The organism is Peterkaempfera podocarpi, assembly GCF_042466665.1.
In the GTDB taxonomy this organism is placed as follows: Bacteria; Actinomycetota; Actinomycetes; order Streptomycetales; family Streptomycetaceae; genus Peterkaempfera; species Peterkaempfera podocarpi.
In genome coordinates this window covers 2,230,456-2,253,110 of the sequence record NZ_CP162102.1, presented here as the reverse complement: position 1 = coordinate 2,253,110, position 22,655 = coordinate 2,230,456, and the positions used below count along the sequence as shown (strand labels likewise).

Genomic DNA, 22,655 nt, shown 5'->3' with positions numbered 1-22,655 from the left:
GGCCCGCCGCCGGTCGCCCCTGGTCACCGGTTCGGCCGTCAAGATGGCGCCAAGATTGACCGCCCGCAGGCCTCCGGCAGGCCGAGGCAACTTTCCCGGTCGTACGCTCAGGGCGGCGGGCAGCGCGACTGCCCGCAGGGTCGGCGGAATCGGGAATGGCACACATGGCACGCGGCAGGCTGCGGATCTACCTCGGGGCAGCACCCGGAGTGGGCAAGACCTACGCCATGCTCTGCGAGGCGCACCGGCGGGCCTCCCGGGGCACCGACCTGGTGATCGGCTTTGTGGAGGACCACGGCCGGCCCCGCACCCGTGAACTGCTCGCGGGCCTGGAGACGGTGCCCAGGCGGCATCTGGAGTACCGCGGCGCCGCCTTCACCGAGCTGGACCTGGACGCCGTGCTGGCCCGCCGGCCCGCCCTCGCCCTGGTGGACGAGCTGGCGCACACCAATGTCCCGGGCAGCCGCAACGCAAAGCGGTGGCAGGACGTGGACGCTCTGCTGGAGGCCGGCATAGACGTGGTCTCCACGGTGAACATCCAGCACCTGGAGTCGCTGGGCGACGTGGTCGAGGGCATCACCGGGGTGCGGCAGCGGGAGACCGTCCCCGACGAGGTGGTCCGCCGCGCCGACCAGATCGAGCTGGTCGACATGTCGCCCGAGGCGCTGCGCCGCCGCCTGGCGCACGGCAACGTCTATGCGCCGGACAAGGTGGACGCCGCCCTGTCGCACTACTTCCGGCCGGGCAATCTGACCGCGCTGCGCGAGCTGGCGCTGCTGTGGACCGCGGACCGGGTGGACGAGTATCTGCAGCGCTACCGGGCCGAGCACCACATCGCGGCCACCTGGCAGGCCCGCGAGCGCATCGTGGTGGGGCTCACCGGCGGCCCCGAGGGGGCCACCCTGATCCGGCGGGCCGCCAGGATCGCCGCCAAGGGGTCGGGCAGCGAACTGCTGGCCGTGCACATCGTGCGGTCCGACGGCCTGGTCGGCGTCTCACCCGGGGAGCTGGCCGAGCAGCGGCGCCTGGTGGAGGACCTGGGCGGCAGCTACCACTCGGTGCTGGGCGGCGACGTCCCCACCGCGCTGCTGGACTTCGCACGCGGCGCCAACGCCACGCAGATCGTGCTGGGCTCCAGCCGCCGCCGCGGCTGGCAGTACGCCTTCGGCCCAGGGGTGGGCGCCACGGTGGCCCGCGAGTCGGGGGACATCGACGTCCACATCGTCACCCATGAGCACGCCGCCGGCGGCCGGCCCCGGCTGCCCGGACGGCTGCCGGTCAAGCTGGGACGGGTCCGCGCCGCCGCCGGCTGGCTGATCGGCTGCGGCGGTCCTCCGCTGCTGACCCTGCTGCTGACCCGGGCGTCGGGCAGCCCGGGGCTGCCCACCGCACTGCTGCTGTTCCTCACCCTGACGGTGGGGGCGGCACTGGCCGGCGGGGTCTTCCCGGCGATCGCCGCGGCGCTGCTGGGCTCGCTGCTGCTGAACTACTACTTCGCGCCGCCCACCCACACCCTCACCGTCTCCGATCCGCAGAACCTGCTGGCGCTGGTGGTGTACGTCGCCGTGGGCATCTCGGTGGCCTCCGTGGTGGACCTGGCGGCCCGCAGGGCGCAGCAGGCTGCCCGCAGCCGGGCGGAGGCCGAGACCCTGAGCCATCTGGCCGGCAGTGCCATGCAGGGCGAGGACACCCTGCCCGCGCTGCTGGAGCGGGTACGGGAGACCTTCCAGACCGAGTCCGCGGCGCTGCTGGAGCGGTCCGGCGACCGCGGCGCCTGGCAGCGGGTGGCCGGGGTCGGACCCCACCCGGCGGCCCGTCCGGACGACGCCGAGGTGGACGTCCCGGTGGGGGAGCAGCTGACGCTGGCGCTCAGCGGCCGGGTGCTGCCGGCCGAGGACCGGCGGGTGCTGGGCGCCTTCGCCGCCCAGGCCGCGGCGGTCCTGGAGCGGCAGCGGCTCGCCGCCCAGGCCGCCGACGCCCGCCGGCTGGCCGAGGGCAACCGCATCCGCACCGCCCTGCTCGCCGCCGTCTCGCACGATCTGCGCACCCCGCTGGCCGGGATCAAGGCCTCGGTCAGCTCACTGCGCTCGGACGAGGTGGAGTGGGACGCCGAGGACGAGGCCGAGCTGCTGGCCGGGATCGAGGAGGGTGCGGACCGGCTGGACCATCTGATCGGCAACCTGCTGGACATGAGCCGGCTGCAGACCGGGACGGTCGCCCCGCTGGCGCGGCCGGTCGACCTGGAGGAGATCGTCCCGGCGGCGCTGGTGGGGGTGGACCCGGGGGCGGTGCAGCTCAGCTCCGCCGAGGGGCTGCCGCTGGTTCTCGCCGACGCGGGACTGCTGGAACGGGCCGTGGCCAATGTGGTGGAGAACGCGGTCAAGTACAGCTCGCCCGGAGTGCCGGTGGTGGTCCGCGCCGACATGCTGCGGCTGCCCGAGGGCGACCGGGTCGAGCTGCGGGTGACCGACCGCGGGCCAGGGGTCCCCGACAGTGCCAAGGAACGGGTCTTCGAGCCCTTCCAGCGGTACGGCGACGCACCCCGCGGGGCCGGCGTCGGCCTGGGCCTGGCGGTGGTGGCCCGCGGCTTCACCGAGGCCACCGACGGCCTGCTCACCGCCGAGGACACCCCCGGCGGTGGCCTGACCATGGTCTTCTCCCTGCCGGTGGCCGGGCCGGCGCCCGTGTCCGATGATTCCGACAGCACCCGAAAGGCAGCGCACACCCCATGACCCGGGTCCTTGTGGTGGACGACGAACCGCAGCTCATCCGCGCCCTGGTGATCAACCTCAAGGCCCGCAAGTACGAGGTGGACGCCGCCCAGGACGGGGCGAGCGCCCTGCGGCTGGCCGCGGCCCGCCCACCGGACGTGGTCGTCCTCGACCTCGGCCTGCCCGACATGGACGGCGCCGATGTGATCCGCGGGCTGCGCGGCTGGACCAGGGTGCCGATCATCGTGCTCTCCGCCCGGCACGCCTCCGACGAGAAGGTCCAGGCCCTGGACGCCGGCGCGGACGACTACGTCACCAAACCGTTCGGCATGGACGAGCTGCTGGCCCGGCTGCGCGCCGCCGTGCGCCGCGCCGAACCCGTCACCGGCTCCGGCGAGGGCGCGGTGGTGGCCACCGACACCTTCACCGTCGACCTGGCCGCCAAGAAGGTCCGCCGGGACGAGGCGGACGTCCGCCTCACCCCCACCGAGTGGCATCTGCTGGAGGTCCTGGTCCGCAACCGCGGCCGGCTGGTCGGCCAGACCCAGCTGCTCCAGGAGGTGTGGGGGCCCGCCTACCGCACCGAGACCAACTATCTGCGCGTCTACATGGCCCAGCTGCGCCGCAAGCTGGAGGCCGACCCCTCCAGGCCCCGGCACTTCGTCACCGAGCCGGGCATGGGCTACCGCTTCGAGCCGTAGCCCCGGGGGCGCGTCGGGTCCTCGGCCGGATGAGCCGTCCCTCCCCGCCCGGCTTCTGCCGGGGTGTCAATGAGGCGTAAGGAGAGGGCCCGGCGGCGTACGGAACGCGTCAAGGAGCCTTCCGAGCCGCCCGGTGCGGGTGGTCCGCTGGCATTGGTGCCGTCGCGGGTGCAGCCCGCGGCGCGGACGGCACCCGGCGGACGGAGCGCACCGAGCGGCGGAGGCCGGCATGTCAGTCACCCGAGGGCCCATGTACTACTCCCGGCCGGGCAGTGCGCGGCTGCGGCGGGTCACCACGAGGCTGGCCGTACCGATGTCCGGGGCGGTCGCCGCGGTGGGGGCGACCGTGCTGTGCCTGGCGCTTGCCGCGGCCGGCCAGGAGCGGGCGTCCTGGCTGTCACTGGCGCTCTTCGCCGCCCTCGCCGGTGCCGTGGGGCGCTTCTCGAGGCCGTGGGCGGCCCCGGTGGTGGCGGTGGTCAGCTGGCTCTTCTACGACGGCTTCGTCGCCCACCGCTACGGCGATCTGGCCTGGTCGGGCTCGGCGGCCCAGCTGCCGGTGCTGGTGGTGACAGCGGCGGTCGCGCTGGTGGCGGCGCTGCCCGGGGCGATGCCGCACCGCAGGGTCCGGGCCGCAGTGGTCCGTCCGGTGTCCGGGGCCGGTGTCCCGGAACAGGCGGTTCCGGGCGCCGCGGTGCGGCTGGGCCGGCGGTGACGGTGTCCTGAGTGGCCCTTTGTCCACCCCCGCGGTGCTTCGAGCGCCGCGGGGTCGTTGTCTCAGTCCCCGGCCAGTTCGTCGGTGGCTGTTCGGCGTCCGGTGCCCGGGGCCGGTGTCCCGGAACGGGCGGTTCCGGGCGCCGCGGTGCGGCTGGGCCGGCGGTGACGGCGTCCTGAGTGGCCCTTTGTCCACCCCCGCGGTGCTTCGAGCGCCGCGGGGTCGTTGTCTCAGTCCCCGGCCAGTTCGTCGGTGGCTGTTCGGCCGGCCTGGGCGGTGCCCTTGAGAAAGCGTGCCAGCAGCCGGAGTTCGTCCTCGGAGTAGCTGTCGCAGAGTTCGTCCATGGCGGAGTTCATCCCTCTGAAGAGGCCGTACACCTCGGCCTGCCGGTCGGGCAGTGCCCGTACGGTCACCGCCCTGCGGTCGGCGGCCTCGGGGTCGCGTTCGCGCACCACCCAGCCGCCGCGCTGGAGCCGGTCGAGGATGCCGGTCACCGTGGCGGGGTGCAGCCCGGCGCGCCGGGCCAGCGCGCTGGGGTTGAGCGGGCCGTGGCGGACGATCACATCGAGGCAGTCGAAGTCGACGTCCTTGAGGCCGAGTTGACCGCCGACCTGGTGGTTCAGCAGTGACAGCTGGTTGCTGAGCTCACGCAGCGAGTCCTTGATCTCCACCCCCAGGCGGCGGCGCTGCCGGGCGGAGGCCGTCTCGACCGATGGTTTGTCGTTCATATCGTATGGATCTCAAATCTCTATGCTATGGTTCTCATATCATACGGATCGCAGGGGCTGTGTGCCGCAGACTCCGGGCGATCACGCAAGAGGCCATGGAGCTTCCTCGTGCATATCGCGTACATCATCGTCACCGCGGTGAACATCGCCTATCTGACCTTCTCGGCGGTGCTCGACTTCGTCCGCTTCCAGAAGATCCTCGACAACATGAGCGCGGTGGGGGTGTCCCACTCCCTGCTGCCGACGCTGGGGACCGCCAAGGCCGCCGGTGCGGTGGGAATGCTGCTCGGGCTGTTCGGCGTGCGCTTGATCGGCACCGCCGCCGCGATCGGCGTCGTGCTGTTCTTCGTCCTCGCCATCGGCGCCCACCTCCGCGTCCGCGACAAGGACTTCGGCCTCGCCGCGGCGTTCCTGGCGCTGGCCACGGCCGCCCTGGCGCTGGACCTGGCGTAGGTCCCGCGCCGGGACACCGGAGCCGAGACCTCCAAGGCCGAGACCTCCAAGGCCGAGACCACCAGAGCCGAGACCACCAGAGCCGAGACCACCAGAGCCGAGACCACGAAAGAGGGAACATGATCCTGGTCACCGCAGCCACCGGCACCATCGGCCGGCCGCTGGTCGCCCAACTCGCCGCCAGGGGCGCCGCCGTACGCGCCCTGACCCGGAACCCCGCCACCGCGTCCCTCCCCGACGGCGTCCAGGCCTGCGCCACCACGGAGCCGGACTTCGACCAGGTGGACGCCCTGGTACTGAACATCGCCGGGGTGGGCGGCGACCCCCGCGCACTGCTGGACGCCGCCAAGGCAGCCGGGGTGCGCCGGATCGTCGCCGTCTCCTCCCTGGTGGTGACCGAGGGCGGCGAGGAGTCGGGGGAGGGCAGCACGGCCGCGCTCCACCGCGACCTGGAGGCCGCGGTGGAGGCCGCAGCGCCCGAGTGGACCCATCTGCGCCCCGGCGGCTTCGCCGCCAACGCGCTCCAGTGGGCCCCGCAGCTGAAGGCCGGGGACGTGGTCCGCGGACCCTGGGCGCTGGCCCGCACCTCGCCCGTCCATGAGGCGGACCTCGCCGCGGTCGCCGTGCAGGCCCTGCTCGGCGACGACCTGCTCGGGCAGGCACCGCGGCTCACCGGCCCGCAGGTGCTGACCTCCGCCGAGCAGCTGGAGATCCTCGGCCGGGTCCTGCGGCGCCCGCTGCGCTACGAGGAGATCAGCCCGGAGGCCGCACTCAAGGGGATGCTGGCCGCCAACCCCTGGATCCCGGAGAAGGCCCTGGCCTCGATGCTGCGCTATCTGGGATCCACCGTCGGCGGCGACGTCCTGGTCACCGATGAGGTGCGGCGCATCCTGGGCCGGCCCGCGCGCACCTTCAGCGAGTGGGCAGCCGACCACATCGACGCCTTCCGCCCGGCCGTCGCCTGAGGTCCGCCGGGCCGGCCCGCCCCGCCGCCGCAGGGCCACCGTGGCGGCGGGGCCCCACCGGGCCGGGGCGGGCCACCCCGGTAGGCTGGCTGTGTCGACCCCGCAGAGCCCCGAGGAGTGCCGGTGCCCCGTGCAGATTCCTCGCAGGCCCGGCGGCCCGAACCCCGGCCGGCAGCGGCCGGCGCCGGCCCGGTCCGGCAGCCGCGCAGCCAGTGGGACGTCCTGGCGGTGATCGCGCTGGGCGGTGGCATCGGCAGTCTCGCCCGCTACGGTCTCGCCCGGGCGCTGCCCACCCCGCCTGGCGGCTTCCCCTGGGCCACCTTTGTCACCAATGCGACCGGCTGCTTCGCTCTCGGGCTGCTGATGGTCTACGTCCTGGAGGTGTGGCCGCCCTCCCGCCATGTGCGGCCCTTCCTCGGCGTGGGGGTGCTCGGCGGCTTCACCACCTTCTCCACCTACACCGTGGAGATCCGCGGCCTGCTCGCCGCGCACTCCTGGGCCCTCGCCGGCACCTACGCCTTCGCAAGCCTGGCCGTCGGACTGGCCGCGGCCTGGGCCGGCGGCACCCTCGGCCGCCGGGCCGCCCGGACCGCCGCGGCGCGGCCCCTCCCACCGGGGCCGGCGCGATGACCCCGCATCTGCACCGCCACCACCGCCGGGACGAGACCCCCGCGCTCCGCTCCCCGCGACAGCCGCTCCAGGGGGCCGCGCTGCGCCTGACGGTGTACGTCGGCGAGAGCGACCAGGTCCACCACCGCCCGCTGTACGCCGAGATCGTGCACCTGGCCCATCGCGCCGGCCTGGCGGGCGCCTCCTCTTCCGCGGCATCGAGGGCTACGGCGCCGGCTCCGTCATCCACACCTCCCGGCTGCTGGACCTCGCCGAGGAGCTGCCCGTGGCGGTGGTGCTGGTCGACGAGGAGCAGCGCATCGAGGACTTCCTGCCGCAGGTACGGGAGACCGCCCCCCAGGCGCTGATCACCCTGGACCGGGTGCAGGTGGTCCCCCCGCTGCCGCCCGTCGCACCTGCCGCGGCGGACCGTGGCGACGACGTCGAAGGAGCCGGCTGATGGCTGTTCTGCTGGTGTTCCTCGGCGGAGCGGTCGGGGCGCCCCTGCGCTATCTGGTCGACCGCGCCGTCCAGAAGCGCCATGACAGCGTCTTCCCCTGGGGCACCCTGGTCGTCAACCTCGTCGGCTGCCTCATCCTGGGCGCCGTCACCGCGGCGGCCGCCGTCGACGGACTGCCGTCCGATCTGTCGCTGCTGCTGGGGACCGGGGTGTGCGGGGGGCTGACCACCTTCAGCACCTTCGGTTATGAGACGGTCCGCCTGCTGGAGAACGGCTCCCTCGCCGAGGCCGGACTGAACGCGCTGGGCAGCCTGTTCACCGGCCTGGCCGCCGCCGCGGTCGGCTACGCGGCCGTCGCCGCCTTCTGACCGCTCCCGCCTCCGGCGCGGACGGCCCCCGCCGCCCGCTGTTCCGGATCTGCCCGGACCGGTATCTTTCGGAGGTCGGAGCTGTGCTCCAACCCTGAGCCGAGGCCGCGTACCAGCTGCCCCGGCCACGGGCGACACGCCGGATCGCGCGTGGACGCCCCTTCGCCGCCGGCGCGAATCGCCTGTCGGACCGCCCCTTTGAGGCCCCGTCCCACACGGAGCCCCGGCAGAGCCGCGCCGGGGCGCTGACCGCCGCCGTCCCCCGCCTGCCCGGCCCGGATCCGGCGTCAGCACCCCTGGCACGGCCCCCATTCCGCCCACGGAGGACGTCGTGACCACCCCGCGCACCGCAAGACGGCCGCTGCTGACCGTACTGCTGGCCGTCCTGGCCTTAGTGACGGCCGTCTGCACCACCGCCACCGCCACCGCATCGGCCTCGACATCCGCCGCGGCCGCAGCGTCGAACACCGGCAACGCCACCTACTTCGACGGCCTCGGCTCGCCGTACGGAGGGTGCGGAGTCCCGCAGGCCAACCTGGACTCGCAGGACTTCGTGGCCCTGAACGTCTTCAACACACCCGGCGACGGCTCCTACAACACCCGGCCGGTACCGGCCGCGGACTCCGCGAAGCTGGGCGCCTTCGACAACGGCCTCAACTGCGGCCGCTGGGTGCGGGTGACGATCGGCGACTACTGCACCGGCACCAACGACGGCGCCCTCGGCCAGGCGTTCTGCCGCAACGGCTCCTGGACCCAGGACGCCTACAACGGAGCCACCCTGGACATGCTGGTCGCCGACAGCTGCGCCGACCCCAACGGCTGGTGCCGGGACGACCCCAACCACCTGGACCTGTCCAAGGGTTCGCTGAACCGGTTCGCCAACAACGGCACGCCGGTGGGCGACATGTACCCGAACCACTGGAACAACCGCCACATCAGCTGGTCCTTCGAGCCCGCCCCCGGATACACCGGTGACATCGGCATCGGCTTCATGGCCAACGCCAAGCAGTACTGGCCGGCCATCGCCGTCACCCACCTCCCCAACGGCATCCACGGGGTGGAGTACTACGACGGCAGCGCCTGGCAGCCCGCGCAGCGGCAGACCGACATGGGCCAGGCCTTTGTGATCGCACCGACCACCACCAACGGCACGTCCTACCGCATCCGGGTCCGGGACGTGGACGACGCCCTCGTCCAGGGCGGCCGCACCTACGACTTCTCCCTGCCGAGCACCTGCTCCGGCGGCTGCCCGGCCCCCTACAACGCGGTCGCGTACACCACCGCCGGCGGCACCGTCGGGGGGAGCACCATCGAGGGCGGCGTGACCGGTGCCACGACCGGCGACCCGGGGCTCCAGACACCGACGATCCCCGGGCAGTTCACCGTGACCGGCACCACCAGCACCACCGCCTCGCTGTCCTGGAGTGCCTCCACCGACCCCGCAGGCATCGCCGGCTACCGCATCTTCCGGGACGGGACGGTGGTGGCCACCACGACGGGCACCACCTATACGGACACCGGCCTGACCCCGTCCACTGCCTACTCCTACACCGTCCAGGCGCAGAACACGGCAGGCAAGCTGGGGCTCCCCAGCGCGTCAGTCACCGCCACCACCGCGGCATCGAGCGGCGGGACCGGCGGCGGCTGCAGTGCCTCCTGGCATGTGGACAGCCAGTGGAACACCGGCTTCAACGCCACGGTCACCGTCACCAACACCGGCACCGCCGCCACCCACAGCTGGAAGGTCGGCTGGACCTGGCCCGGCAGCCAGACCGTGGCCTCCTACTGGAACGCCGGCCTCACCCAGAGCGGGGCCGCCGTCACCGCCGCCAACCTCGGCTACAACGGTGCCGTGGCGGCATCGGGCAGCACCAGCTTCGGCTTCAACGCCAACGGCGCCGCCCCCACCACCGCCCCCGTCTTCACCTGCACCGCCGCCTGACCGCTCCACCTCTGCCGCGCCGCCCCGGCCGCCCCGTCCCCGCCAGGGGCGGGGCCGCCTCAGGCTGCCGCCTCCAGGGTCAGCAGGGTGAGCTTGGCCTGCGGGCCGCCCGCGTAGCCGCCGGCCGAGCCGTCCGTGCGCACCACCCGGTGGCAGGGCACCACGATCGGCAGCGGGTTGGTCGCGCAGGCGGTCCCCACCGCCCGTACCGCCCGGGGGCTGCCGGCCGCCGTGGCGACCTCGGCATAGCTCTCGGTACGGCCGTAGCCGATCTCGGTCAGATGGGCCAGCACACTGCGGCGGAACCCCTTGGAGAGCCGGAAGTCCAGCGGCAGCTCGAAGCGGGTGCGGCGGCCGGCGAAGTACTCGTCCAGCTGCCGGGCGACCTCGTCCAGCCGCGGCGGTGCATGCAGCACACGGGGGCTGACCCGCTCGGCCAGCTGCTCCAGCGCAGCGGTGTGGTCCTGGCCGGGGAAGGCGACCCGGACCAGCCCCTGGACGGTCGAGGCCAGCAGCAGCTCCCCGACGGGCGTCTCCAGCGTGCGGTAGGCGACATCGAGCAGGCCCTCGCGCTCGGCCTCGGCGGCCAGCCGGGTGTGCAGCCGGGCCAGGGCGTCGTCGTCCCGTCCGGGCAGCGCCGAGAACAGGGCGGCGTCGGCCCCGGGTGCGGTGGTCATCGGTTCTCTCCGTTCTCGCTGGTGGCATGTGCATAGGTGGTGCGCAGGGCCTTGATCCCGTCGGACGCCGCACGGCGGGCGGCGTCCGGGGAGCCCCCGGTGATCGCGGCGATCTCCTTGTAGGGCAGCCCGGCCAGATAGTGGTAGGCCACCGCGGACCGCTGCCGGGGCGGCAGCGCCCTGAGCGCCGCCCACAGGTCGCCGTCCCAGTCCTCGGGCCGGCCGGTGTCCGACGGCCCCTCGGGCAGCCGGTCCACCGCGACCGGGCGGCGGGCGGCAGCGCGGCCGGAGTCGATCGCCTTGCGGTGCGCGATGGTGACCAGCCAGGCCTCGACATTGGCGTCCTCGGGCAGGTCCGGATACGCCTTCAATGCCGCCAGGAACGTCTCCGACCAGGCGTCCTCCGCGTCCACCGGCCCCAGCACGGCCCGGCAGACCCGCAGCACCACAGGGCCATGGTCGGTCACGATCTGCTCGAAAGGTCTCATGCTCACACCGGGTAGACGTCCCGGCGGCCCGGAATGTGAGGCCGCCCGCTCAGAACAGCCTGCCCGCTCAGAACAGCCTCCCCGCTCAGAACAGCCTCCCCGCTCAGAACAGCCTGCCCGCCGCGGCGGGGACCGGCGCCTCCAGCTCCAGCAGGAACCGCTTGCGCCCGAGACCCCCGGCATAGCCGGTCAGCCGCCCGTCCGCGCCCACCACCCGGTGGCACGGGACGATCACCGACAGCGGATTCCGCCCGTTCGCCGCGCCGACCGCCCGCGCCAGCGAGGGGTCGCCCAGCTCCTGGGCCAGCTCCCCGTAGGAGCGGGTCCGCCCGTACGGGATCTCCCGGAGCAGCCGCCACACCCGCTGCTGGAACTCCTCGCCGCGCGGTGCCAGCGGCAGCTCGAACCGGGTTCGCCGGCCCGCGAAGTACTCCGCCAGCTGCCGCCGGACCTCCTCGAACCCCTCGTCGGTGCGCGTCCCCAGACTCTCCACGGAGGGCATACCGCGATGGCGGGGGAAGTACAGGCCGGTCAGCGCACCGCCCTCGGCGGTGGCGGTCAGCCCGCCCAGCGGTGAGTCGACGACGGTGTGGGTCGTGCTCGTGCTCATGGTGCAATCCTCCTCTGTTCCCGACACCCGGTAGACGCCCGGCCACCGCCGGATGTGAGCCTCCGGACCGCCCCGGGCCGCGGACCTCGCCACCCCGGGCCGCCGCCGGGCCGCCTGCGTGGGAGGTCCCGCCGGGCAGGGCCTATAGCCTGGACGGACGATGAACCGTCTGAGCACGCCCTGGGGCGAGTACGATCTCGCCCGTTTCCCCGAGGACCCCCGCGACCGGCTCCGCGCCTGGGACGCCGCCGACGAGTACCTGCTGCGGCATCTCGCCGGGAGCGGCGCCGCAGCCGGCGCCGAACCGGGCTCCGTCACCGTCCTCGGCGACCGCTGGGGCGCCCTGGCCACCGCCCTGGCCGACCGGCACCCCGTGCAGATCACCGACTCGTACCTGGCCCAGCAGGCCACCCGGGCCAATCTGCGGCGCAACGGCATCGACCCGGAGGCCGTGCGTCTGCTGTCGACCCGGGACACCCCGCCCGAGCGGGTGGACCTGCTGCTGGTCCGGGTGCCCAAGAGCCTGGCGCTGCTGGAGGACCAGCTGCACCGGCTGGCCCCCGCCGTCCACCCCGGGACCGTCGTCGCCGGGACCGGCATGGTCACCGAGATCCACACCTCCACACTCCGGCTGTTCGAACGGATCCTGGGCCCGACCCGGACCTCGCTCGCGGAACGCAAGGCCCGGCTCATCCACTGCACCCCCGATCCGCAGCTCTCCCGCGAGGCCTCACCCTGGCCGCTGCGCTACACGCTGTCCGACGACGTCGGCGCCGCCTCGGGGCTGACCGTCACCAACCACGCGGGGGTCTTCTGCGCCGACCGCCTGGACATCGGCACCCGGTTCCTCCTGGGCAGCCTCCCCGAGGGCCGCGGCCCCGCCAGGATCGTCGACCTCGGCTGCGGCAACGGAGTGGTCGGCACCGCGGCCGCGGTGGCCAACCCCCAGGCCGAAGTGGTCTTCATCGACGAGTCCCACCAGGCCGTGGCCTCCGCGGAGGAGACCTTCCGGGCCAACGCGGGGCCGGAGGCCAAGGCCGAGTTCCTGGTCGGCGACGCCCTGTCCGCGGTACCGCCGGGGACCGTGGACCTGGTGCTCAACAACCCGCCCTTCCACTCCCACCGCGCCACCACCGACGCCACCGCCCGGCGGATGTTCACCGGCGCCCGCCGCGCGCTGCGCCCCGGCGGGGAGCTCTGGGTGGTGGGCAACCGCCACCTGGGCTACCACGTCCAGCTGAAGCGCCTCTTCGGCAACTGCGAGGTCGTCAGCAGCAACCCCAAGTTCGTGGTGCTGAGGTCGGTCAGACGGTGAGTCAGAGCTCGAAGACGCCGTAGGAGAAGCCCTCGGCGTGGATCTCCCCGTCCCGGACCTGGACACCGTGGACGGCGAGCGGCCTCGGCCGCGCGGCGGGGGAGGGGAAGCGGGCTGGGTCGCGACGGCCGTTGACCACCACCAGATGGGTGCCGCCCCGGGTGTAGACGAAGGGGTAGCCCTCGTGGAGCACCTCCACCGAGCCCCCGGTGCCGAGCGCAGGGGTGGCCCGGCGCAGCGCGACCAGCCGGCGCACATGGTGCAGCAGCGAGGACTCGTCGGCCGTCGCGGCGGCCACCGTCGGCCGGTCCTCGTCCGGGTCGACCGGCAGATAGAGCCGGTCGGCCGGGGCGGTGGAGAAACCCGCGTTGGCGGTGCCGTCCCACTGCATGGGGCTGCGGGAGCCCTGGCGGGCCTCCGCGTCCAGTTGGCTGCCCTCCCGGTCGGGCAGGCCCGGCAGATACCGCATCCCGATCTCGTCGCCGTAGTAGATCACCGGCAGGGTGGGCCAGGTCAGCTGGAAGGCGAAGGCGGGCGCCACCATGTCGCGGGTCCGCGGCCCGCAGGTCAGCCGGGAGAAGTCATGGTTGGCCGTGGGCAGCGCCACATGGCCGGCGCCGTCGATGGCCTGGTCGGCCGCGTACCAGCCCGCGAGGAACTCCGTCATGGAGCCCCGGCCCTCCGGGTCGAAGTAGCAGGGCCGGCCGTCGGCCCACCGTCCCTGGCTGCCGGTGCCGTTGTCCCACAGTGAGCGCAGCGGGCGGTCCTGGAAGTGCAGGAAGAAGTCGGAGTGGAAGCCGGCCGGGACCGAGGTCCTGGGGTCCCCCCACTCGGCGAGCAGTACGCACTCCGGATGAGCGCGGTCGATCCACTCCCGCATCCCGCCCCACAGCCGGGCCGTCTCCACCCGGCCGGGATCATCCTTGACCAGCGAGAACGCCATGTCGACCCGGAAGCCGGACACCCCCAGGCCGAACCAGTGCCCCATGATCTCCCGCAGCGCCGCCCGGTTGGCCTGCGGCCCCTCCGCGTCCACCGGCTGCCGCCAGGGCTCGCCCTCGCGGGGCCGCGCATAGCCGAAGTTGAGGGCGGGCTGGATGGGATAGAAGTTGGCCAGGTAGTAGCCGCCGCGGGCGGCGTGGTTGGGGATCCAGTCGCGAACCGGGGTACCGACCCGGTCCGACCAGATGTAGCGGTGGTCCTCGGGGTCCTGTACGGAGGCCTGGAACCACGGGTGCAGATGGGAGGTGTGCCCGGGAACCAGGTCCAGCATCACCCGGATCCCGCGCCGCCGGGCCGCCTCGATCAGTGCGTCGGCGTCCTTCTCGGTCCCGTAGCGCGGGGCGACGGCGAAGTAGTCGGAGACGTCGTACCCGGCGTCGCCGAAGGGCGAGGCGAAGCACGGATTGAGCCACACCGTGTCCACCCCGAGCCATGCCAGGTGGTCCAGCCGCGCGGTCAGCCCCGCGAGGTCGCCGATGCCGTCGCCGTCGGAGTCGGCGAAGCTCTGCGGATAGACCTGGTAGATGACGGCCTCGGACAGCCAGGCCGGTACGCGTCGTCGGTCGCCGGCCATGGGCTGGACCCCCTCGGTGGTCGCCGGTGTGCTACCCCTGGCACCGTATCCGACCCGGTCGCCGCTGCCCGGCGAATGCCCGTCCGCGTCCCCCGGACTGCGGCAACCGGTCCAGGCCCCGCTCCGTCTCCGCGCCCATGGGACCGAGCGCACGCCGTCGTGCGCCCGGCGGTCACCGGTCCGGTCGGGCACAGCGGATGCTCACCAAGGTGATGAACCGTCAGTTGATGCCGATGTCGATGCGGCTGCTCATGGGCTCGCCGGCGTCCTGCGTCCGAGACCAAGGGGCAGCCGGGGTGAACTGACCGGTCGACGGGCATCCCTCCGGGCTGTGCAGCTGTACCTCTGCATGATGGGATGCGGCCATGGAAGCTGTGCTGGCCAGCTTGATCGCGGTGGCGGGAACCTTGTTGGGCTCACTTGTCACCTTTGCCGTCCAGCGCCACACGAGTGCGCGAGCCGAGGTCTTCGCCCGGTCCCAACAGCTGCGCCAGGACCGGCTGACGACGTACAGCGCCTACGCGGGAGCCGTCACGGCACTCAAGCAGGCAACCGTGGCGCTCTGGTTCCAGCTGCAGGAGATCCCGGACGGCCCCGGGACACGGCAGGCCTTCACCGAGTGCGACCGGCTCGGCGCCGCCGCAGAGAACGCCCAGTTCCGCGTGCGGCTCCTCGCCGGGGACTCCGCGCTTGTCGCCCTTGCCGTCGCCGCATTCGACGCCGTCGGTCCCCTGCGTTCGGCGTCGACCAGGGCGGAGCTGTCCGAACGCGAAGCAGATGTGCAGAACAGCCTCAACGCCTTCATCGCCGCCGCAGCCACCCACGTCCGTTGACGCGTCCCAAGCTGAACTCGCGTGTCATGGGGCCGAGGTGAGGTGGGCGTGACCCTGCCTGCGGCAGGTATCACGTCGACCCCGGGGGCTCGGTCGCCCGACTTCGCCGTCCTGCAGCAAGCACACAGGACAAGCTTTAGGATCCCGGCATGGCTGCCGACGAGCGAATCGAACAGGCCGAGCTGCTCTATGAGCGCGCCGTCTTCGGCGGCGATGCCGCCGCACCGGACACCGCAGACCGGGTGCTCGACGCGGTCGAGGCCGATCTCCGGCTGGCCAGAGGCCGGGTGGTGCACGCCCGCTTCCTGGCGGACCGGGTGGCGGACGCGGGGGAGTTGGAACTCTTCGAGCGGGCGGCGGAGCTCTACGAGCGGCTGGGCGACATTCGGGGCCAGGGTGAGGCGCTGTTCTGGGTCGGCATCTTCCACCAGGTCGTCCGCGACGACACGGAGGCCGCCCTGCCCGTCCTGCGGCGCGCCCTGGAACTCGCCGGCCAGGCGGGCGACCGGCTGACCACCTCCTACGTCCTGCGGCACCTCGGCATCGCCGACCACATGGCGGGCCGGCTGGACGCGGCCCGCGCGCACCTCGAGGAGTCCACACGCCTGCGGCGCGAGCTCGGGTTCCTGCCGGGCGTGGCCGCCAACCTGATCGGGCTTGCCTACCTCGCCGCCCAGCAGCAGCGGCAGGACGACGCCTCCGCGCTGCTCAGCGAGGCGGTGGAGCTGGCCGCCAAGACGGAATCCCACGGCATGCTGCGCTCGGCCGAGGAGGCCCGCGCGGAGCTCCGGCTGCCCTGACCGGGCGGCAGCGCGGGCCCGTGCGGGACGTGGACAGCTCTGCGTCGCGGTTGGGGACGCCCGTCGGACGGTCACTCATCGGTGGGCCGGCACCCGGCCCGTGACCGGCTCACGCGGAATTGATCACTCGCGGGGACTACCGGCAAGCTGTCTGCCCGGCGCGCCCACCGGCACGCGGTGGAGCCGACAGTCACCGACCTGCGAGCAAGGAGAGCCGATGTTGATCTGGCATGACCTGTGGAGCATCCAAATACCGCCCGTCGAGAAGCTGTTGCGCACCGTTCTGGTCTACGTCGGACTGGCGCTGCTGCTACGGCTGGGCGGCAAACGGGACCTCGCCCAACTCAACAGCTTCGATCTGGTCGTGATGCTGCTGCTGTCCAACGTCGTCCAGAACGCGGTCATCGGCAGTGACAACAGCCTCACCGGCGGCCTGCTCGGCGCGGCCGTCCTGGTCGCGCTCAACGCCGTGATGGTGCGCCTGGTCAACCGCCATCCCCGTCTGATCCGGCTGTTCGAGGGGCGCTCCACCACCTTGATCCACAACGGCCGGGTGATTCCGAATGCGCTGCACCGGCTGGGGCTGCGCCGCGCCGATGTCGTGGCCGCCTGCCGCCGCCAGGGCGCCGACGACATCGGCGAGATCGCCGACGCCACCCTCTCCCCGGGCGGTGCGCTGGTCGTCACCCTCGACGAGAGCCACCGCGGCGCCACCATCGGTGAACTGCGCCGAGAACACGAGCGCCTGCTCACCCAGATCCGGGCGGAACTCGCCGACTTCGAGCACCGACTGGCGCCGCCACCGGCATGACCGGGCCTCCGCTGCCGCCAGGGATCGCGCGGATCTGCCCGCGTCCGGCGGCGCCGAGGATGCGCTCCGGCGTGTGTGGCGGCCCGCGATCGGGTCCGGCCCCCCGGGGGAGCCGGACCCGGGTGGGGTCAGAGCCCGTAGCGCAGCCGGGCCTGCAGCACCGACTCCGGCTTGACGTCGCCGCGGCGGGCCAGCGCCGCGAGGGCGGCGACGGTGATCGACTGGGGGTCGACCCCGAAGTGGCGGCGGGCGGCCTCACGGGTGTCGGAGAGGCCGAAGCCGTCGGTGCCGAGGGAGTGCCAGTCCTGCTCGACCCACTGGCTGATCTGGTCCGGGACGGCGCGCATCCAGTCGCTGACGGCGAGCACCGGACCGGGCGCGCCGGCCAGGGTGCGGGTGACGTACGGGACCCGGTCCTCGCCGTTCAGCAGTGCGGCGTCGCAGGCCAGGGCGTCGCGGCGCAGTTCGCTCCAGGAGGTGGCGGACCACACGTCGGCGGCCACCCCCCAGTCGGCGGCCAGCAGCTCCTGTGCGTCCAGCACCCAGTGCAGGGCGGTGCCGGAGGCCAGCAGCTGCAGTCGGGGGGCGTCGGCGCCGATCCGGGCCGGTGCCTCCTGGAAGCGGTAGAGGCCCCGGACGATGCCCTCCTCCACGCCCTCGCCCTGCGGCATCGGCGGCTGGACCTTGGTCTCGTTGTAGACGGTGAGGTAGTAGAAGACGTCCTCGGCGTCCGGCCCGTACATCCGGCGCAGTCCGTCGCGGACGATCACGCCGAGCTCATAGGCGAACGCCGGGTCGTAGGCCAGCGCGGCCGGGTTGGTGGAGGCGATCAGGTGCGAGTGCCCGTCGGCGTGCTGGAGGCCTTCGCCGGTCATGGTGGTCCGGCCGGCGGTGGCGCCGATCAGGAACCCGCGGCCGAGCTGGTCCGCCAGGGCCCACATCTGGTCGGCGGTCCGCTGCCAGCCGAACATCGAGTAGAAGATGTAGAAGGGGATCATCGGCTCGCCATGGGTGGCGTACGCGGTGGCGGCGGCCGTGAAGTCGGCCATCGAACCGGCCTCGGTGATGCCCTCGTTGAGGATCTGGCCGTTGCTGGCTTCCTTGTAGAACAGCAGCTGGTCGCGGTCGACCGGGTCATAGGTCTGGCCGAGCGGCGAGTAGATCCCGTGGCTGGGGAAGAGAGACTCCATGCCGAAGGTGCGCGCCTCGTCGGGGACGATCGGCACCCAGCGCGGGCCGGTGGCCGGATCCCGCATCAGATCCTTGACCAGCCGGACGAAGGCCATCGTGGTGGCGATCTCCTGGCTGCCGGAGCCCCTGCTCAGCGCCTTGAACGGCTTGGCGGGGGGCTCGGGCAGCGCCGCTGCGGGGTGGATCCGGCGGGCCGGGGCGGGGCCGCCCAGCGCGGCCCGGCGCTCCTGGAGGTAGCGGACCTCGGGGGAGTCGGCGCCGGGGTGGGCGTAGGGGACCAGGTCGCCGTCCAGCCGGCTGTCGGGGATGGGGAGCTCCAGCAGGTCGCGCATGGCGCGGAACTGCTTGCCCGTCAGCTTCTTCATCTGGTGGTTGGCGTTGCGGGACTCGAAGCCGGGACCGAGGGTGTGGCCCTTGATCGTCTGGGCGAGGACCACGGTGGGGGCGCCGCGGTGCTCCAGGGCGGCCCGGTAGGCGGCGTACACCTTGCGCGGCTCATGGCCGGCCCGTGAGGTGGTGAAGCACTCGGTGATCCGGGCGTCGCTGAGCACCCGTCCCATCTCCACCAGCGCGGGGTCGGCGCCGAAGAAGTGGTCGCGGATGTAGCCCGCGTCCCGGGTGGCATAGGTCTGGAACTGGCCGTCGGGGACCTCGCGCAGCCGCCGCACCAGGGCGCCGGTGGTGTCCAGGGCGAAGAGGTCGTCCCAGGCGGATCCCCAGAGCGATTTGACGACATTCCAGCCTGCGGCGCGGAACTGGGACTCCAGCTCCTGCACGATCTTGAAGTTGGCGCGCACCGGCCCGTCGAGCCGCTGGAGGTTGCAGTTGACCACAAAGGTGAGGTTGTCCAGCTGCTCCCGGCCGGCCAGCGCCAGCGCGGCGGTCGACTCCGGCTCGTCCATCTCGCCGTCGCCCAGGAACGCCCAGACGTGGGAGGAGGAGGTGTCCTTGATGCCGCGGTTGTGCAGATAGCGGTTGAAGCGCGCCTGGTGGATCGCCGACAGCGGGCCCAGGCCCATCGACACGGTGGGGAACTCCCAGAGCCAGGGCAGCCGCCGCGGGTGCGGGTAGGAGGGCAGGCCGTCGCCGCCCGCCTCCTGTCGGAAGCGGTCCAGCTGGTCCTCGCTGAGCCTGCCGTCCAGGAAGGCGCGGGCGTAGATGCCGGGGGAGGCATGGCCCTGGATGTAGAGCTGGTCGCCGGAGCCGTCCCCCTCCTTGCCGCGGAAGAAGTGCTGGAAGCCGGTCTCGTAGAGCCACGCCGCCGACGCGAAGGTGGCGATGTGCCCGCCCAGGCCCAGGCGGCTGCCGCGGGTGACCATGGCGGCCGCGTTCCAGCGGTTCCAGGCGGTGATCCGCTGCTCCATCGCCTCGTCGCCGGGGATCGGGGGCTCGGCGGCGGTGGGGATGGTGTTGATGTAGTCGGTCTCCAGCGTCCTGGGCAGTGCCAGCCCGGCCCGCTCGCCGTGCTCCAGGGTGCGGCGCATCAGATAGGACGCCCGCTGCGGTCCGGCGGCCGCGGCGACGGCGTCCAGTGAGGCGGCCCACTCCGCGCTCTCCTCCGGGTCGCGATCGGGGAGCTGGTCGAGTGCGCTCGCCTGGTGACGCGGGGTGTGGGTCATGGTGGCCGCCTTTTGGAACACGACGTGGAGGGCGGAACCGGTGGGCTCCGTCGACACTGTAGGACTGATCGATGATCGATCAAAAGTCTCGGTAGCAAAATGGCACCGCGTGCCAGCAGGTCAGGCACGCGGTGCACAGCCGAGCACATGCTCCTTCACCAGTTCGCCCACCCGCGGATCCCGCCGCCGGAAGGCCTCCACGACCGCCTCGTGCTCCTCCGCGTACGACTGCTGCCGGGTCCCCAGCCAGCGGATCGACAGCGCCGTCCACACCTCGATCCCCAGCGACTCCCAGGTGTGCAGCAGCACGCTGTTCCCGGACGCCCGCACCAGCTCCCGGTGGAAGGCGACGGTGTGCCGCACCTGGGCCTCGACGTCGCTGGTCCGGTCGGCATCCCGCAGCGCGGCCACCTCGGGCTCCAGTACGGAGACGTCCGAGCCCAGCAGGGGCGCGGCCAGCTCGGCCGCGAGCTGCTCCAGCCCGGCCCGCACCGGATAGATCTCCTCCAGGTCCGACGCGGCAAGATTGCGCACCCGCACACCCTTGTTGGGCGCCGACTCGATCAGCCGCAGCGCCTCCAGCTCGCGCAGCGCCTCCCGTACGGGGGTCTGGCTGACGTCCAGCTCGGTGGCGATCCGCCGCTCCACGATCCGCTCGCCCGGCTTCCAGCGCCCGCTCACGATGCCCGCCATGATGTGCTCGCGGATCTGGTCGCGCAGGGAGTGGACGACGGGTGGGGCCATGTCTGCTCCTGATGAGGGTCGGGAGATCGGCGGATGCCTAGACAATACGGCCGAGGTCGGCCCCTGCGGCCCTCACCCCGGGCGGAGTTCCCTTCGGGGGTGGGTACTCTGAAGATCGCCACGGCGGCCCGCCGGGCAACTCGCGGGAGCAGAAGGCAGGAGGCATCCGGGTGCTGGTGGCGGATCGGTACCGGCTGGACGTGGCGATCGGCCGCGGCGGCATGGGAGAGGTCTGGCGCGGCCATGACCAGGTGCTGGGCCGCCCGGTGGCCGTGAAGCTGATGCTGGCCGCCGACTCGGACCCGGAGGCGGCCGCCCGGTTCCGGCTGGAGGCGCAGACCGCGGCCCGGCTGCACCACCCCCAGGTGGTCACCGTCTTCGACTTCGGTGCCTGGCAGGACCGCTTCTTCCTGGTGATGGAGCTGGTGGAGGGCCACAGCCTGGCCCAGGAGCTGGAAACGCTGGGCCCGCTCCCGGTCGACCGGGTGGCGGCGGTCGCTGCCCAGACGGCGGCCGGACTGGCGGCGGCGCACCGGCAGGGGGTCATCCACCGCGACATCAAGCCGGGCAACCTGATCCGGGGCGCCGACGACGGGGTCAAGATCGCCGACTTCGGTATCGCCCGCTTCGCCGACGACTCCTCGGCCGCGCTGACCGGAGTCGGCCAGATCGTGGGCACCAGCCTCTACCTGGCACCGGAGCGGGCGCTGGGCAGCGCCGCCGGGCCCGGCTCGGACGTCTACGCACTCGGGTGCGTGCTCTACCAGCTGCTGGTGGGGGAGCCGCCGTTCCAGTCGGACCATGCCGCGGCCGTACTGCACCAGCATGTCGCGGCGGCACCCGCACCGCCGTCCTGGCGCTGCCCTCGGCTGCCCGGGGCGTTCGAGGAGTATCTGCTGCGGATGCTGGCCAAGCGGCCCGAGGAGCGTCCGGCCGCCCAGGAGGTGGCGGACTGGTTCGCCACAGCCGTCTGGCAGGGTGCCGCCGCGGCCTCCGTACCGGCCGAGGCCCCCGCATCGAGCGCGTACGCCATGCCGCGGACCGCAGCTCCCGCACCGACCGTCTACGCCCTGCCGAAGACCCCGGCTCCGGCCGCCGGCTCCCGGCGGGCGCCGGCGGCGAGCGGCCGGCGGCGGTCGGCGAAGCCGGGGCGGCAGGAGGGCGGGGACAATCTGCATCTTCGCGTCCGGGCGCTGATGCGGCGGCACAAGGTGATCACCATCGCGGTCGCCGGGGCGGTGGCCCTTGTGGTGTCGACGCTGCTCAGCATGGCCGCCATCGGTCCGGGCAACTGAGGCCGGTCCGGTGGCTGAAGCGGGCCCGGCAATCGGGCGGGCCCGGTAGCTGAGCGGGCTCTGCCCGCCCGGCGGGCCCGGTGGGCCCGGTGGGCCCGGTGGTCGACCGGGCCGGGACGGCGCCGGGCGGTGGCGGGTACGGGCCCCGGCCGGCACTCCGGTGACCCCGCCCGGGCCTCGCCCGTCGGCCCGGGGCATGACGGGCGACCGTGCCCACCCCGCAACCGGCGACCTCAGGATCGGCAGGATGCCGCCGTGCGGCGCGGGGTGCCGCAGTGCCGGGGCCCGATACGGCGGCCGGCGACAGGTGCGCTCGACAGGGCCGCAGGACCGGCCCCCTGCCTTCCCTTCTCGCGTCCTCGCGCGCACCCGATGCGGCGCAGCCCCCGTGCGGTGACGCAGAGCACAGGAACATATACATCTCCAGGGATGGTTGCCTGAGGCAACCACTGATACGGTTGCCTCAGGCAATCATCGATGGAGATGTTTCGATGTCGAGAAAGCGGGTCCTGTCGGAGATGTCCGACGATCTCAGGGGAGTCACCCTGCTGCTCCGCCGTGCGGACCAGCCGGTCCCCACGCAGACCAGGGCGGCCGTCGCCATGCTCGCCACCCTGTGCAGGCAGGGGGAGATGCGGATGGTCGAGCTCTCCGAGTGCCTCCTCCTCGACATGTCCGTGGTCAGCCGCCGCCTGGCCCACCTGGAGCAGTTCGGCCTCGCCGTCCGCCGGCCCAACCCCTCGGACGGCCGCTCCTGCCTGATCAGCGCAACCGAGGCCGGCCGCCGGGTGGTCGCCGACGTGCTGCGCACCCGGGCCGTGCAGCTGGCCGACGCCACGGCCGCCTGGGACGACACCGACCTGGACAGCCTCGCCCGGCTGCTCCGCCGCCTCCACCGCGACCTGGGGCTCCTCCCGCCGCAGTCCGGCACCGCACAGTCGCCGGACTGGACCCGGCCCGCCGAACCTCCGTACACCACCGCATCACCGGCCGCCCCCGGGGCGGCACGAAGGGAATCCTGACGTGGCACAGCAGCCAGCCACCGCT

21 protein-coding genes and 1 pseudogene are annotated in these 22,655 nt (G+C 73.1%); 15 read left to right on the top strand and 7 right to left on the bottom strand.

The window, feature by feature from the left end; genetic code table 11:
* The first annotated feature begins 164 nt into the window (after positions 1–164).
* From AB0761_RS09945 to AB0761_RS09935, 3 genes are all read left to right on the top strand, one after another.
* The gene (locus AB0761_RS09945) at positions 165–2,732 is read left to right on the top strand and encodes a DUF4118 domain-containing protein (RefSeq protein WP_377273990.1); all 2,568 of its coding nucleotides are present in this window, start codon (positions 165–167) and stop codon (positions 2,730–2,732) included.
* A complete protein-coding gene (locus tag AB0761_RS09940; protein WP_377268608.1) occupies positions 2,729–3,412 on the top strand; it encodes a response regulator in 684 nt (227 codons plus the stop codon). Before AB0761_RS09945 ends, AB0761_RS09940 begins: the two co-directional genes overlap by 4 nt.
* Positions 3,413–3,641: 229 nt before the next feature.
* Positions 3,642–4,124, top strand: coding sequence for a hypothetical protein (locus AB0761_RS09935; RefSeq protein ID WP_377268607.1), 483 nt, complete (start codon positions 3,642–3,644; stop codon positions 4,122–4,124).
* 230 nt (positions 4,125–4,354) lie between these two features.
* Here AB0761_RS09935 and AB0761_RS09930 read toward each other — a convergent pair whose 3' ends face one another.
* Complete coding sequence (locus AB0761_RS09930; RefSeq protein ID WP_377268606.1) at positions 4,355–4,852, bottom strand: MarR family winged helix-turn-helix transcriptional regulator; 498 nt, start codon at positions 4,850–4,852, stop codon at positions 4,355–4,357.
* Between the two features lie 108 nt (positions 4,853–4,960).
* Between AB0761_RS09930 and AB0761_RS09925 the strand changes: the two genes are divergently transcribed.
* From AB0761_RS09925 to AB0761_RS09900, 6 genes and pseudogenes are all read left to right on the top strand, one after another.
* Positions 4,961–5,305: a DoxX family protein gene (locus AB0761_RS09925; RefSeq protein ID WP_377268605.1), complete on the top strand. Its 345-nt coding sequence runs from the start codon at positions 4,961–4,963 to the stop codon at positions 5,303–5,305.
* Between the two features lie 119 nt (positions 5,306–5,424).
* A complete protein-coding gene (locus tag AB0761_RS09920) occupies positions 5,425–6,270 on the top strand; it encodes an NAD(P)H-binding protein (RefSeq protein ID WP_377268604.1) in 846 nt (281 codons plus the stop codon).
* 123 nt (positions 6,271–6,393) lie between these two features.
* Positions 6,394–6,900 (top strand): fluoride efflux transporter FluC, encoded by a 507-nt coding sequence (locus AB0761_RS09915; RefSeq protein WP_377268603.1) that lies wholly within the window; start codon positions 6,394–6,396, stop codon positions 6,898–6,900.
* Positions 6,897–7,339, top strand: a pseudogene (locus AB0761_RS09910) (DUF190 domain-containing protein). The gene AB0761_RS09915 and the pseudogene AB0761_RS09910 overlap by 4 nt, the downstream one beginning before the upstream one ends.
* Entirely contained in the window at positions 7,339–7,707 is a 369-nt protein-coding gene (gene crcB / locus AB0761_RS09905) for a fluoride efflux transporter CrcB (RefSeq protein WP_377268602.1), read from the top strand. The pseudogene AB0761_RS09910 and the gene crcB overlap by 1 nt, the downstream one beginning before the upstream one ends.
* A 331-nt stretch (positions 7,708–8,038) precedes the next feature.
* Positions 8,039–9,649, top strand: a complete 1,611-nt coding sequence (locus tag AB0761_RS09900) for a cellulose binding domain-containing protein (RefSeq protein WP_377268601.1) — start codon at positions 8,039–8,041, stop codon at positions 9,647–9,649.
* Positions 9,650–9,708: 59 nt separating this feature from the next.
* Here AB0761_RS09900 and AB0761_RS09895 read toward each other — a convergent pair whose 3' ends face one another.
* The 3 genes from AB0761_RS09895 to AB0761_RS09885 form a co-directional block, all read right to left on the bottom strand.
* Positions 9,709–10,326: a methylated-DNA--[protein]-cysteine S-methyltransferase gene (locus AB0761_RS09895; RefSeq protein WP_377268600.1), complete on the bottom strand. Its 618-nt coding sequence runs from the start codon at positions 10,324–10,326 to the stop codon at positions 9,709–9,711.
* Entirely contained in the window at positions 10,323–10,814 is a 492-nt protein-coding gene (locus tag AB0761_RS09890) for an RNA polymerase sigma factor (protein ID WP_377268599.1), read from the bottom strand. Before AB0761_RS09890 ends, AB0761_RS09895 begins: the two co-directional genes overlap by 4 nt.
* A 103-nt stretch (positions 10,815–10,917) precedes the next feature.
* Positions 10,918–11,424 carry a methylated-DNA--[protein]-cysteine S-methyltransferase gene (locus AB0761_RS09885; RefSeq protein ID WP_377268598.1) on the bottom strand — a complete coding sequence of 169 codons (507 nt, stop codon included), beginning with the start codon at positions 11,422–11,424 and terminating at the stop codon, positions 10,918–10,920.
* Positions 11,425–11,584: 160 nt separating this feature from the next.
* On the opposite strand from AB0761_RS09885, the gene AB0761_RS09880 reads away from it, so the two are divergent.
* Complete coding sequence (locus tag AB0761_RS09880; protein WP_377268597.1) at positions 11,585–12,739, top strand: methyltransferase; 1,155 nt, start codon at positions 11,585–11,587, stop codon at positions 12,737–12,739.
* Position 12,740: 1 nt separating this feature from the next.
* Here the strand turns inward: AB0761_RS09880 and AB0761_RS09875 are convergent, their stop codons facing one another.
* Positions 12,741–14,315 carry an alpha-amylase family glycosyl hydrolase gene (locus tag AB0761_RS09875; RefSeq protein ID WP_377268596.1) on the bottom strand — a complete coding sequence of 525 codons (1,575 nt, stop codon included), beginning with the start codon at positions 14,313–14,315 and terminating at the stop codon, positions 12,741–12,743.
* A 365-nt stretch (positions 14,316–14,680) separates the two neighbouring features.
* Between AB0761_RS09875 and AB0761_RS09870 the strand changes: the two genes are divergently transcribed.
* The 3 genes from AB0761_RS09870 to AB0761_RS09860 all read left to right on the top strand — a co-directional run bounded on the left by AB0761_RS09870 (position 14,681) and on the right by AB0761_RS09860 (position 16,759).
* Positions 14,681–15,148, top strand: a complete 468-nt coding sequence (locus AB0761_RS09870) for a hypothetical protein (RefSeq protein WP_377268595.1) — start codon at positions 14,681–14,683, stop codon at positions 15,146–15,148.
* A 149-nt stretch (positions 15,149–15,297) separates the two neighbouring features.
* Positions 15,298–15,948 carry a tetratricopeptide repeat protein gene (locus tag AB0761_RS09865; RefSeq protein WP_377268594.1) on the top strand — a complete coding sequence of 217 codons (651 nt, stop codon included), beginning with the start codon at positions 15,298–15,300 and terminating at the stop codon, positions 15,946–15,948.
* A gap of 217 nt (positions 15,949–16,165) precedes the next feature.
* Positions 16,166–16,759, top strand: coding sequence for a DUF421 domain-containing protein (locus AB0761_RS09860; RefSeq protein ID WP_377268593.1), 594 nt, complete (start codon positions 16,166–16,168; stop codon positions 16,757–16,759).
* Positions 16,760–16,887: 128 nt separating this feature from the next.
* Here the strand turns inward: AB0761_RS09860 and aceE are convergent, their stop codons facing one another.
* Positions 16,888–19,569, bottom strand: coding sequence for a pyruvate dehydrogenase (acetyl-transferring), homodimeric type (aceE, locus tag AB0761_RS09855; protein WP_377268592.1), 2,682 nt, complete (start codon positions 19,567–19,569; stop codon positions 16,888–16,890).
* A gap of 120 nt (positions 19,570–19,689) precedes the next feature.
* Positions 19,690–20,313, bottom strand: a complete 624-nt coding sequence (locus AB0761_RS09850; RefSeq protein ID WP_377268591.1) for a GntR family transcriptional regulator — start codon at positions 20,311–20,313, stop codon at positions 19,690–19,692.
* Between the two features lie 170 nt (positions 20,314–20,483).
* On the opposite strand from AB0761_RS09850, the gene AB0761_RS09845 reads away from it, so the two are divergent.
* Both AB0761_RS09845 and AB0761_RS09840 read left to right on the top strand, forming a co-directional pair.
* Positions 20,484–21,608, top strand: coding sequence for a serine/threonine-protein kinase (locus tag AB0761_RS09845; RefSeq protein WP_377268590.1), 1,125 nt, complete (start codon positions 20,484–20,486; stop codon positions 21,606–21,608).
* 491 nt (positions 21,609–22,099) lie between these two features.
* A complete protein-coding gene (locus tag AB0761_RS09840) occupies positions 22,100–22,630 on the top strand; it encodes a MarR family winged helix-turn-helix transcriptional regulator (protein WP_377268589.1) in 531 nt (176 codons plus the stop codon).
* Positions 22,631–22,655: the final 25 nt, after the last annotated feature.